Source organism: Duganella fentianensis (assembly GCF_009857835.1).
GTDB classification, from domain to species: Bacteria; Pseudomonadota; Gammaproteobacteria; order Burkholderiales; family Burkholderiaceae_D; genus Rugamonas; species Rugamonas fentianensis.
In genome coordinates this window covers 1566718-1578865 of record NZ_WWCL01000001.1, presented here as the reverse complement: position 1 = coordinate 1578865, position 12148 = coordinate 1566718, and the positions used below count along the sequence as shown (strand labels likewise).

General features: G+C 60.2%; 14 protein-coding genes. 3 read left to right on the top strand and 11 right to left on the bottom strand.

Annotated features, from left to right (window positions below; genetic code table 11):
- Positions 1–2 precede the first annotated feature (2 nt).
- Positions 3–1130 (top strand): amidohydrolase family protein, encoded by a 1128-nt coding sequence (locus GTP23_RS06920; protein WP_161034405.1) that lies wholly within the window; start codon positions 3–5, stop codon positions 1128–1130.
- Here GTP23_RS06920 and GTP23_RS06915 read toward each other — a convergent pair.
- From GTP23_RS06915 to GTP23_RS06875, 9 genes are all read right to left on the bottom strand, one after another.
- Positions 1120–1704 carry a hypothetical protein gene (locus GTP23_RS06915; RefSeq protein WP_229255942.1) on the bottom strand — a complete coding sequence of 195 codons (585 nt, stop codon included), beginning with the start codon at positions 1702–1704 and terminating at the stop codon, positions 1120–1122. The genes GTP23_RS06920 and GTP23_RS06915 overlap by 11 nt on opposite strands.
- A 9-nt stretch (positions 1705–1713) precedes the next feature.
- Positions 1714–2187 (bottom strand): DUF6644 family protein, encoded by a 474-nt coding sequence (locus tag GTP23_RS06910; RefSeq protein ID WP_161034404.1) that lies wholly within the window; start codon positions 2185–2187, stop codon positions 1714–1716.
- Positions 2188–2208: 21 nt separating this feature from the next.
- Positions 2209–2700, bottom strand: a complete 492-nt coding sequence (locus tag GTP23_RS06905; RefSeq protein WP_161034403.1) for a DUF6644 family protein — start codon at positions 2698–2700, stop codon at positions 2209–2211.
- Positions 2701–2712: 12 nt separating this feature from the next.
- The gene (locus tag GTP23_RS06900) at positions 2713–3201 is read right to left on the bottom strand and encodes a rhodanese-like domain-containing protein (protein WP_161034402.1); all 489 of its coding nucleotides are present in this window, start codon (positions 3199–3201) and stop codon (positions 2713–2715) included.
- Positions 3202–3490: 289 nt separating this feature from the next.
- Entirely contained in the window at positions 3491–5239 is a 1749-nt protein-coding gene (locus GTP23_RS06895) for a family 2A encapsulin nanocompartment cargo protein cysteine desulfurase (protein ID WP_161034401.1), read from the bottom strand.
- Positions 5236–6168, bottom strand: a complete 933-nt coding sequence (locus GTP23_RS06890; RefSeq protein WP_161034400.1) for a family 2A encapsulin nanocompartment shell protein — start codon at positions 6166–6168, stop codon at positions 5236–5238. The genes GTP23_RS06895 and GTP23_RS06890 overlap by 4 nt, the downstream gene beginning before the upstream one ends.
- 78 nt (positions 6169–6246) lie before the next feature.
- Complete coding sequence (locus tag GTP23_RS06885; protein WP_161034399.1) at positions 6247–6504, bottom strand: helix-turn-helix domain-containing protein; 258 nt, start codon at positions 6502–6504, stop codon at positions 6247–6249.
- Positions 6501–7424 (bottom strand): serine O-acetyltransferase EpsC, encoded by a 924-nt coding sequence (epsC, locus tag GTP23_RS06880; RefSeq protein ID WP_161034398.1) that lies wholly within the window; start codon positions 7422–7424, stop codon positions 6501–6503. The genes GTP23_RS06885 and epsC overlap by 4 nt, the downstream gene beginning before the upstream one ends.
- A 3-nt stretch (positions 7425–7427) precedes the next feature.
- The gene (locus GTP23_RS06875) at positions 7428–7859 is read right to left on the bottom strand and encodes a rhodanese-like domain-containing protein (RefSeq protein WP_161034397.1); all 432 of its coding nucleotides are present in this window, start codon (positions 7857–7859) and stop codon (positions 7428–7430) included.
- 213 nt (positions 7860–8072) lie between these two features.
- On the opposite strand from GTP23_RS06875, the gene GTP23_RS23010 reads away from it, so the two are divergent.
- Positions 8073–9290 carry a sigma-54 interaction domain-containing protein gene (locus GTP23_RS23010; RefSeq protein ID WP_161034396.1) on the top strand — a complete coding sequence of 406 codons (1218 nt, stop codon included), beginning with the start codon at positions 8073–8075 and terminating at the stop codon, positions 9288–9290.
- A gap of 138 nt (positions 9291–9428) precedes the next feature.
- On the opposite strand, the gene GTP23_RS06865 is transcribed toward GTP23_RS23010, so the two are convergent.
- Together GTP23_RS06865 and GTP23_RS06860 are read right to left on the bottom strand one after the other, a co-directional pair.
- The gene (locus GTP23_RS06865; protein ID WP_161034395.1) at positions 9429–10367 is read right to left on the bottom strand and encodes a hypothetical protein; all 939 of its coding nucleotides are present in this window, start codon (positions 10365–10367) and stop codon (positions 9429–9431) included.
- A gap of 5 nt (positions 10368–10372) precedes the next feature.
- Complete coding sequence (locus GTP23_RS06860; RefSeq protein WP_161034394.1) at positions 10373–11356, bottom strand: hypothetical protein; 984 nt, start codon at positions 11354–11356, stop codon at positions 10373–10375.
- A 159-nt stretch (positions 11357–11515) separates the two neighbouring features.
- Between GTP23_RS06860 and GTP23_RS06855 the strand changes: the two genes are divergently transcribed.
- The gene (locus GTP23_RS06855) at positions 11516–11959 is read left to right on the top strand and encodes a DUF6152 family protein (protein ID WP_161034393.1); all 444 of its coding nucleotides are present in this window, start codon (positions 11516–11518) and stop codon (positions 11957–11959) included.
- Positions 11960–12148: the final 189 nt, after the last annotated feature.

Genomic DNA, 12148 nt, shown 5'->3' with positions numbered 1-12148 from the left:
TCATGACGGATCGCCGCACTTTTCTGCGCGGCGCCGGTGCACTGGCCGTAGTGGCCAGTCTACCGGCGGCAGTCCGTGCCAGCAGCGCAAACCCGCGCGTGCTGGTGGACTGGCACGCGCACTTTGTTACCCATGCCGAGATCAGCTTCCTGCGCCAGCGTCAGAGCGCCCCCCGTGTGTTTGACGGTGCCGATGGCGTGAGCCTGATGGAAAATCTCGATACCGCCTCATTCGCAGGCGGCAAACCCTCGCCCTTCAGCGCTTCGAGTATCGCAGCGCGCTTACATCACATGGACCAGTTGGGCATCGGCCGCCAGCTGCTTACCCATACGGTGGCGCTAGGCTTCGACGCGACCCTGCCGCTGGAACAGCTACGCCCCCTGTTCCGTGCCGTGAATGACGAACTGGCCAGCGTGGTCAAGCGCTATCCGGATCGATTCTTCGCCGTGGCGGCGTTACCGGCCGCAGATCCCCAATGGGCTGCACAGGAACTGCGCCGCGCCCATACGGAATTGGGACTGATCGGCGGCTCATTGCCGCTGAACGCCTTTGCCACGCTGGAAAGCGCACGTACGCTGGCACCGCTGTTCGCTGCAGCGCAGAAGCTGGGCAGCCATTTCTTCATCCACCGTGCACCGGCCAGCGCCCTGCTGCCCGGCCAGCCGCCGGTGCTAATCCCGCGCGATACCGAGTACGCACGCTGGAGCATCATCAGCAACGGCCATCTGGCAAATGGAGCGATCACGCTGGGCCTGACGGATTTCCTTGATCCCTATCCCGACGTTTCCGTGGAAGTGATCATGCTGGGTGGCTTCCTGCCCTATCTGATCGACACCCTGGTGCCCGCTGCGCACAAGGCAGGCGTGACCGATCCGCTGGCCCGCCTACGGCGCCTGTACCTTGATCCCGGCCCGTATTCGCGTAATGGCGAGTGGGTCAAACTGGCGATCGATAAACTGGGTGCAGACCGCATACTGTTCGGTACGGACTATGGCGTGGGAGGGGGAGATCGTGGCGATTCCGCTGCGGGACTCGCCACGCTGGATCAGGTGCTGACGCCCGCACAGCGTCAGCAGATCTACATCGACAACAGCCGCCAGCTACTGGCACGCAAAGGCATCAAGGTTTAGCCGCCGCCTTGATCGGAGCAGGCCATTTCGGCTGCTCCGTATTCGGATACCAGTAGATCCGGTGGCAATGCTCGCAGGCGGCGTCAATCTTCTCGCCCGCCGCCATCAGGCGCTGCCCCGCCTTGGCATCCACCGCCGCAGTTGCTTCCTGCGCTGCCACTTGCAGCGCCCTTGCCGCAGCAGCGAATCGTACGGGATCAGCTGCGATCTTAATACGCACCTGCTCTGCCGTCAGGATACCCGGCACATGCGCGTCTTCCAGCTGATTACTGTGACTAACCGCACGGCCCTCCACCAGTAGCAGATTGGCCGCCTCGGCCAGCGTGACTGTGTGGTGACGAACTTCCAGCCATTCCGCTTCCGTATTCGGCTGATATTCCTTCAGCCCCTGGGCGGTAGTCTCGCTTCGCACCGCACCCCAGATAGCATCAGCGGCCGGGTCCACTATATGGGCCATCACTTCCTGTACCGAGGCATCGGGGTGAAGCGCCGTGGGAGTCTGTCTGTTGCAAGCGCCCAGCAAAGCCGGAATCGCCAGTACGGCGGCCAGGGTTGTTACTGCCTTTAACTTCATAATCTTCCTTTAAACATAACCGATGGCGCGGCCAAACAGGCCCACGCCCAACCATAGCGACAGCGATAGCACGGCACTGCCCTGCGCCAGCCAGGGTGCCACTTTCTCTGCCTGCGTCACCTTGCGGTACAGCGTGAGCTGCACCAGCAATGCCAGTCCCAGCAAGGCCATCTTGGGCACGAACGCACTGTTGTAGAAATATCGCACCGGGCCAGACAGGAACAGCGTGGTGCCCGTCAAGACAGTGAGCGCCAGCCCGCCCCACAGCAGCGGTGCCACCGCTGCCGCGATTTGCGGATGCGGCACCGCACGCAGGCCTAGGCCCAGCAGGCGCAGATTTACCAGTACCAGCACGGCAAGAAAACTCACCAGTCCCAACACATGCAGCACCTCCGTAATTTCTATCACCAGATGGTGAGCGCCACGCAGTTGTGTGATCAGGTAGCTGTCCTGAACCCAGCCAAGGATATGTACAAACGTCATAATCAAAAGGACCTGCCAAAGTTAGAGGTAATAGGGAATGGAGCGGCCAAACACTGTCGCCAGCGTCCAGAAGCTCAGCGAAATCCAGCCGGCGCGCGTGGCAGCCCTCGGCAGCACAGCTTCGTTGGCCCACTGGCTGGCACGGTGCCCCCACTTCAGTTCGAAGTACAGCGCATTCAGGCAGGCCAGCACCATGCAGCCGACCTTGAGCCAGAACGGCAGATTGGTGTACAGGGTTTCGGCCTCGGCCCAGAACAGCAGGCCGCCGGTAATGAAGGTCAGAGCAAAACCGGCGAAAATGTAATAGCGCAGCTGGTTCAGCAGGTCAGCCAGCGGAATGCGCTTGAGCAGCAAGCCAGTCAGGCGCAGGTCCGTCAGTAGTATCAGTCCGAAAGACGCGGCTAGCCCCAGCAGGTGCAAGGCCTCCAGCAGCGGAAATGCATACTGCGATTCGCGCAGCGCCGTGCTGCTCTCGGATTCCTGAATCAGATGGACAATATCGAATAACGTCATCGCGGCCTCACCTCAGGGAAGCGCTGCCAGGGCAGATAAGGCCAGCGCAGTTGTCGCCGCATCCGCCACCGGTGCCGCTGCCGCCGGAGCGGCCGATATTTTGGCAGGCGGCGGTGTAATCCGCTTGATCGTACCGCCTTGCGCTTCATAGTCCTCCGAACCGGTCGCACCGGCCACCTGATAGCCCTTGGCCAGCAGCAGATCGCCGACCGCCCCCGCACGATGGGCGTGGTTAGACACAGTGATGATCAAGCGGTCTTTCGGAATGAACGAGAGCTGCTGCTCGACATCCTTGGCCTGCACGCTCAGATACACGGGAAAGCTGCCTTTGGCCGTCACCTCGTCGGGGCGGCGCACATCCAGAATCAGCACTTTCTCTGGCTGGGCCAGTAGCGCATCGACTTCGCTGCGCTGCAGCTGTCTGGTGTTATGAGTCCAGGCTTGCTGGCCAAAGGCGGGGATGCTGGCAGCCAGCGCCAGTAAGAGCAGAATATGTTTCATGATTGCGGTCTTTCGCAGAGTTGAACTTGGTCTGTTAGTCGCAAGTAGCGTGCCCGCCCCCCCGCAGATGGACGGAAACCCTGTATTGACGGACGAAACCGCATATCAGCCAGCTACACTATTCCAGCCCGATGTTGGATTTCCAGCACATCCGTCGCGCTGCTGTTGAGAATTCAACAGCACCACATCGGCCAGTGTCGGATTTCGTTCACCCGGCCTATGGAGGGGCAAAAAAAGGGCCTGCCACCACGCCGGGTGACAGGCCTCTCCATGACTACTCGATATAGGATTAATGCGCGAGCTTGCGGATCACCGCTACCAGCCGGTCTATCTCTTCATAGGTATTGTAGAAAGCCAGCGAAGGCCGGACAGTAGTTTCGACACCGAAGCGGCGCAGAATAGGCTGCGCGCAATGGTGGCCGGTACGCACCGCTATGCCCTCCTCGTTGAGCGCCTTGCCCACCTGCTCGGTGGTATAGCCATCCAGCACGAACGACATCACACTGGCTTTCTCGGCCGCCGTGCCGATCAGCCGCACACCACGGATCTGCTCCAGCTGATAAGTGCCATACACCAGCAGCTCGTGCTCGTAGCGGGCGATGGCATCCAGCCCGATACGCTGCACATAGTCGATGGCCGCGCCCAGCCCCACCGCGTCGGCGATATTGCCGGTGCCCGCTTCGAACTTGTTCGGTATCGGCTGATACACCGTCTGCTCGAACGTCACGTCGGCGATCATATTGCCGCCGCCCTGCCATGGTGGCATGTCTTCCAGCACCTCGCGCTTACCCCACAGCGCCCCGATGCCGGTCGGCCCGAACACTTTGTGGCCGGAGAAGACGAAGAAGTCCGCGCCAATATCCTGCACATCGACCTTCATGTGCGACACCGACTGCGCACCATCGACCAGTGCCCGCGCCCCCACGCTATGCGCGAGTGCCACGATTTCCTTCACAGGCGTGACGGTACCGAGCGCATTCGACACCTGCGTCACAGACACCAGCTTGGTGCGGCTATTGAGTAGCTTGCGGTACTCGTCCAGCAGCAGCTGTCCGCTGTCATCGACAGGAATCACGCGCAGCACTGCCCCCTTGGCTTTGGCTAACTGCTGCCACGGCACGATGTTGGCGTGATGTTCGAGATGCGAGACAATGATTTCATCACCTTCGCCGATGTGCTGCGCACCCCAACTCTTGGCCACCAGATTGATCGCCTCGGTGGTGCCACGAACAAAAATCACTTCGCGCACATCGGGCGCATTGAGAAAGCCACGCACCCGTTCGCGCGCCCCTTCGTAGGCATCGGTAGCACGTGCTGCCAGTTCGTGCGCAGCGCGGTGGATATTCGAGTTCTCGTGCTCGTAGAAGTAGCTGATCCGGTCTATTACCGCACGTGGCTTCTGGGTAGTGGCAGCATTATCGAACCACACCAGCTGACGCCCGTTAACACGCTCCTGCAGGATGGGAAAATCGCGCCGCACCGCATGCACATCGAATGGCGCCTGCGCACGCTGGGCCTGTAACAGTGGCGTAGCGGTGGCGGGCCGCGCTGCACTGACAGCCGCCGGATCGGGACTATGCCAGTCGCTGAGGAAGTAGTACGACGGTGCATCGGCCTGACGCGGCCCGCCCAAATCCAGCGCCGGCACGCCCAGCACGGCGCTGCCGCTGCGCGGCTCGTAGGCCGGCAAGCTGCTGTACACCTTGTCTGGCACACCATTACCGGCCGGGGCCACCGGCGCCAACGCCGGAATACGGTTGGCCAGCGAAGGAAGCTGGGTCGGCGAGGCCGGTATCAGATTGGTGCCCGGTATCTGCCCCTGCGGAATCGGCGTACCCGGCACCGAAGGCCCGAGGCCGGCCGGACTGGCTAGCGGCGATCCCGCCGGCGCCAGATTGGCGGGCGCCTGCACGCCCGCCACGCCGAGCGGCGTCTTGAACGGCGCCGAACTAAATAGCTCGTTGGCTAGCCGCGCCAGTAGCGCCGTATCGAACGGCGCGCCGGGAGGTTCCGGCAAATTGGACGTTGGATCGCTCATTTATAGGTATCAGGATAGTCGTGGTATTTGCCGATTTCGACATCGTCCAGCACGGCCAGTGCATCATTGGTCAGTACCGCCAGTGAGCAGTACAGCGAAATCAGATACGACGAAATCGCATGATTATTGATGCCCATGAAGCGTACCGACAGGCCGGGGCTCTGCTCGCCCGGCAGCCCCGGCTGATACAGACCCACCACACCCTGACGCTTATCGCCCACGCGCAGCAGCAATATCTTGGATTTGCCGTCGGCCACCGGCACTTTGTCGGACGGGATCAGCGGCACACCGCGCCACGTGATGAACTGGGAACCGAACAGGCTGATGGTCGGCGGCGGCGTGCCGCGCCGCGTGGCTTCGCGACCGAAAGCAGCAATCGCCAGCGGGTGGGCCAGGAAGAAGGCTGGCTCCTTCCACACCTTGGTCAGCAGCTCGTCCAGATCATCAGGCGTCGGTGCGCCCGTCAGCGGGAAGATGCGCTGCTCGTCCGTCACCTGCGACAGCAAGCCATAGTCCGGATTGTTAATCAGTTCGGACTCCTGATTTTCCTTGATGGTCTCGATGGTCAGACGCAGCTGTTCCTTGATCTGGTCGTGCGGACTGCTATACAGATCGGACACGCGGGTATGCACATCGAGGATGGTGGAGACGGCATTCAGGAAGTATTCGCGCGGATGCTCTTCGTAATCGACAAAGGTACGCGGCAACTGGTTCTCGGCCTGCCGTGCGGTGCAGGTGACCTTGATCGCCTCGGGATTCCTGACCTTGTTCAGGCGGTAGATACCTGCTTCCACCGGCACCCATTGCAGCAGATGGGTAAGCCAGCGCGGGCTGATTGTTTCTAGCTGGGGCGCCGTCTTGGTAGCATTGGCTAATTGCCTTGCTGCGTTATCGCCCAGCGCCGTGGTTCCGCCTACAGTTGCTGACATCTTTACTCCCATTAAATTGAGTTAATAAACACGATTAGTGTGCGGCGCTGGCCCAGACGCCTCAACATGCTATAGCCATCAAGGCCTGCCTGCGCACTGCTTACCACCCTGCTCCAGTAGCGCAGCTGGCGTCACCTTGAGCGCAGTGGCCAGCTTCTCCACTGTCAGCAGCGATGCCACCACTACGCCCCGTTCGATCTCGCCGATGTACGAACGATTCAGATTGGAATTCTCGGCCAGCCGTTCCTGCGACCAGCCTTGCGCCTCGCGCAACTGGCGCACCCCGCGGCCGAAGCTGCCGACCAGTGCACACGCTATGCAGTTCGGTGTACTCATGCGGAAGCTATACCGTTCGCCAGCGCACCTTCGCGCGACTCGGCCTGCGCCACCCGACCGCCGGCCGGCACGTCATGGGTCAGCCAGACATTCCCGCCGATCACGGCGCCCTTGCCTATCGTGATGCGGCCGAGGACCGTAGCGCCGGCATAGATCACCACATCGTCTTCCACCACCGGGTGGCGCGGCAGGCCTTTCTGCAAGTTGCCGTCGCCATCGGCCGGAAAGCGCTTGGCGCCCAGTGTGACGGCCTGATAGACGCGCACACGCTCGCCGATCACGGCCGTCTCGCCGATCACCACACCTGTGCCGTGGTCTATAAAAAAGCCTGCACCGATACGCGCACCGGGGTGGATATCGATGCCGGTGGCACTATGTGCCAGCTCGGCCACGATGCGTGCCAGTAGCGGCAGCCCTAATTGATACAATTTATTAGCAAGGCGGTAGTGGATCATGGCCAGCACGCCCGGATAGCACAGCAACACTTCATCCACGCTGCGCGCGGCCGGATCACCCTGATAGGCTGCCAGCACGTCGCTATCGAGCAGCGTGCGGATGGCGGGCAAGGCAGCGGCGAAACTGCGTACTGCCGTCAGCGCGTCGGCATCGACGTCGCCTCGCTCGCCCAAATGCAGGCTGGCGTTGTAGGACAGTTCGCGCCGCACTTGCTTGAGTAGCGCGTGCAGGGCCGCGTCGAGCGTGTGGGCCACGTGGAAGTTCTCGCTTTCCTGCCGCAGGTCTGGTGGCCCTAAGCGCATAGGGAACAGCACGCCCTTGAGGTTCTCGATGATGGCCGCCAGCGCATTGCGCGACGGGAATTCGCGGTTGCCTGCTTCGCTGCTGCGGCTCTGGATGCGGCGCCAGTTATGGCGCGCATCATGCAGCGATTGCACGATGCCGGTAATGTCGAAAGTCGTCATGGTTTAATCCTGCACCCATGGCAGACCGCGGAAACGCCAGCCGTCCGACTTGCCGCGCTGCTGCAGCCCGTCGATCTCGCCCTCGAAACCTTCCAGTACATTGAAGACCGCCGTGAAGCCGGCCTTGGCAGCCGCTTCCGCCGCCAGCGCAGAGCGCTTGCCACTGCGGCACAACAGCAGGACCACGGCATCCTTGCCGCCTACCTTGGCTTCCAGCTCGCGCACAAAACGGGGATTGCGCGTCAGCGCGGTGCCGGTTGCCCAGGGCACGTGCAGTGTATCGGGCACATGGCCGACAAATTTGCGTTCCTCGGCGGTACGCACATCCACCAGCAGCGACTGTCCTCGCAAGAACAGCTGCCAGGCAATGGCAGGTGGCACTCCGGCACTGGCTTGTGCTAACTCCAGCGGTAATTCAACAACGACTTCCGACATATTCAACCTTGGTCACATGATGGCGATAGACGTCAGCATACGGTCGCTGCATTCAGGATAAAACGAATAAAATCGAGTTCACAAAGGCGAAAAACGCATAAGCGATAGACGCAGCGGTTGCAGTTCCCCTGTCATCGGCCTTATGCCAATTCCGGATAAGCATGCTTGGCATAATTCCTTCCTGCGAATAAGCGCCGCCGTTATAGTCGTTGCATGGAACTACTTGCACACAATTTTCGGAACGACTTTATCCGTGGCGCCAATCTGGCCAAAGGCGCGGGCGCCGATGAACAGCCGCTGATCGCCTTCCGCGACGCCACCCAGCTCAGTCTAATCATCCGGGCCACTGCCTTTGTCTACGCCGATACCCGTTCACGCGCACTACATAACGTCATCGAGCGCATCGCGCCCAGCGATGCGACCGTACTCATCACCGGCGAAACCGGTACCGGCAAAGAGCTTGTTGCCCGCCATGTGCATGCGCTGAGCAAGCGCCGCAATGCCAAGTTTGTCGCGATTAATTGCGGTGCTTTTTCGGAAACGCTGATCGAGAGCGAACTGTTCGGCTACGAACGCGGCGCCTTCACCGGTGCCCTGCAAGGCAAGGCCGGCTGGTTCGAGACATCCAATGGCGGCACGCTCTTCCTCGATGAAATCGGCGATCTGCCGCTGGCGATGCAGGTCAAGCTGCTACGCGTGCTGCAGGAGCGCGAGGTGGTGCGGCTAGGTGCACGCCAACCCGTACCGATCGACGTGCGTCTGATCGCCGCCACCAATATCGATTTATCGGAAGCCGTGCGCGCCGGCCGCTTCCGCGAAGATCTGTACTACCGTCTGCAGGTCATCTCGCTGCCCGTGCTGCCTTTGCGCGAACGTACGGGCGATGTACTGCCGCTGGCACAGCACTTTCTGTCTACCTATGCGCGCCGCCTGCAGGTGGAGCAGGTCTGTCTGACAGCCGATGCAGAACGAGCCTTGCTGACATATCCATGGCCGGGCAATATCCGCGAACTGGAAAACATCATCCACCGCGCCGTGTTGCTCAGCCGTGCCGGCTTCATTACACCGGCCGAACTGAATCTGCCAGGCTGGCACAATACCGCACCAGGCTCAGGCTCTACGGAAGAACCGCCCGCCCATCCCGGCGCTCACCAGAGCAAGCAGTACAGCCGCCCGTCCGAATCAGACACGGTAGAAACAGCAGCCCAGTCCAGTGCCGACACTGCGACAGCTTGCGCCCCCGCCCTGTATCAGGCCTGGGACAGTTTGCTGCAATCTGACGAGTCCATACACTTCGAGGAACTGCAGCTACAACTGATACTGGCGGCGTGGGAACTATGCCAGCGCAATCAGGTCCGCACCGCCAGGCGATTAAACCTCAGCCGCAACGTATTGCGCACTTTCCTGAAGCACGCAAAGGTGATCGACTAAGTCGTCATCTCCCCAGCGCCCGCTCAGCGGGCTGGCTGCACTCCCTATTTCATTCATTTCTCTCACAGACACAAGGCGGGTGATCAGCGACTCTGAGCACCCGCCTTGCGCGTTCTGCTGGGCCGACTAGATCGCCCCTCAGAAACCGTAGGCGTCCGGACTTGGCGGTGTTTTCGGCAGTGGCGCATCGTAGCCAAAGCCGCGATTACCATTCGGACCTATCACTCCCGCCCCCGGTCCAATATGCTCGCGCTCGACATTATTCTCGTTGCACGAGTATTCCCCTACGCCCCGCCCATCACCACCATAATTCCATATGCGGGTGAATTTAAAAGGCTCGCGATAATACTTCGGATCGATCACCGTTTCTTCCAGTTGTAGATGATGATAATCAGGCCGCGACCAGCGCTCGATCACCCTGGTCTGATCGCTGGTCGGGTTACCGTTTTCATCGAGCCAGATTTTTTCGAACGAAGAATCGCGCAAGCCAGTGGTCTCGATCACCAGCGTATCGCCGTCCCAGTACGCCACGTTGGTACCGAAATAGGTTTTACTGATGTCTTCCTTGGCCGGCAACGGCCGGCGCTGCGCCACCGTTGCGGAGCGATGCGTGGTGTAGTGGTATAGCGTGGCAAAGCGGTCTGTCGTGTGCAGCACCTCGAATGGCAGACCGCTGCTATTGTGACGTGGAATGCCACCATTGATGCAGACCGCTTCGGGATCCGGCGTATGGTTCTGTGCATAGATCATGGCGCGCTTGCCCTTTTCCGTCAGCGGCAGAATGAAGCCGGGCTGATCCTTACCGTGATTCCCTCCCGGTACGCCTTTCTCGCGCACGCCCTGCCAGAACCCGCTGAGATCAGGCTTGCCATCGAGCAGGCGTGGCGCCGGCAGTGGCGGACCCTTATAGATCAGCGGGCGGAACATTTCGGTCTCGGCATCGGCGTTTTCACCCTGCGCAGGTGCACGGGTGGCGGCCTTGCCGTTTTGCGCCCAGCCATGGCCGGCCCATACCGCCAGCAATGCGCCCAGCATCAGACTAAGTGTGACAGTTTTACGTTTCATCAGCTTGCTCATACGATTCACTTGGCCTCCGGTTTAGGTGGCAGATCCGACGGTTTAGGTTTGTTCTTGCGATACAGCCAGTAGCCGGTACCGCGCCCATCGTCCTCGACACTCCCCAGCGGCCAGTCCGGCACCAGCTGTTTATCCGGTCCGAAATAGCGGTTGCCATCGCTACCGATCTTGCCCGGCCCCGGTTCTAGATGGGTGGTCACCCAGTAGCTATTCCACTCACAGGAAAACTCCTTGAGCTGTTCGCCTTGCGGCGCCAGTACGTAGCGGCGCGCATACCTGACAGGCTTGCTGTAATACTTGGGGTCAGTGAAGGTCAGCTCCAGATTCAGATGCTGGTAATCGGGCCGCGTCCAGCGTTCGATCACCACGGCCTCGTTGCTGATAGGGTTGGCATTGTCATCGGCCCACACACGGCCGTCCGCGCTATCCTTGAATCCGCTCGAGCGGATTACCAGCGTGTCGCCCTCCCATTTCCCTATCCCGTTACCGCTGTAGCGCGGGTCCGGATCGGCGGGCGCTTTACGTCCATCGAGCCACGCCAGCCTATGCCAGCCCAGTTGATGGAAGCTGGCAAAGCGTACCCCGTTGTGCTGAATTTCAAATGGCAGCACCGCAGTCAGTGCACGCGGTATGCCGGTGATGATGCAGCGTGCTTCCGGATCCACTACTTTTTCATTTGCGGCCAGCGCAGCTTTACCGGCAGCGGTGTATGGCAGCTGGTATTGCGGCAAATCCTTGGCCAGATTACCATCGGGCTTGCCCGCTTCATGCAGCAATTTCCAGTAGCCATTCAGAATGGGTTTGCCCTTGGCATCACGCGGTGTCGCGGCAGGCTGTCCGGTAGTTTCCGTGCCTAACCAGATGGCATAGGACCTGGCGGTAATGCCATCGGGCTTAGCCTCGTCACGGTATTGCGCATTGACTGCCGCAGCCAACGCGGATAGAACAAAGCCAGCTACCATATGGCGCGGTTTGATTCGAAAGAACATAGCCTCCTCTTGCTGGGCTGATTAATGAAGCAGCCAATTTGCCAGCAAGCCTGCGCATCGTCCAATAAGTTTATTGCATATCCATATCAAAAGTGCGCGTTTGGTCGGCGCTGTTTTTGCATGTAAGCTGTCTTCGCATTAATCGCTACTGGAGAATCCATGAACAAAAATATTTCGCGTACAGCACTGCTGCTGGCGGCCATCGCCATCAGTCCGGCCGTACTAGCACATCACTCGTTTGCGGCACTGTTCGACGCCAGCAAACCCATCCGCCTGAAAGGTACTTTAACCAAAGTGGACTGGACTAATCCGCACAGCTACTTCTACCTCGACGTCGTCGACAGCAAAGGCGTGAGCTACAACTGGGCCGTAGAAGGTGCAGGTCCGGGCGCATTGTCGCGCCGCGGCTTCAAGAAAGGCGATGTGAAAATTGGCGACACGCTGGTCGTCGATGGCTATCTGGTCAAGAAGCCCGGTGTGCGCCTGATCGATGGCCGCATCGTCACCTTGCCGGATGGCCGCGTCATCAATGGCGGTACCGAGGGTGATGGCGGTCCCGGCGATATCAAGCCTGCCGAGGCCCAGAAGGACGCCAGTAGCTGATTCAACAGAGCTGCAATCCGCATCAGGCCGGCACGCAACTGCGCCGGCCTTTTTTTCATCCAGATCTGAACCAAGCCAATGTCTATAAAGGTCGGTTAGAAATGGCATGCAGCAGAATAGTAATTAGCTTAAGCGACAGCGCCTCATATCATTCTGCTGATTTATTCTTCGACAGCAAATAACACAGCA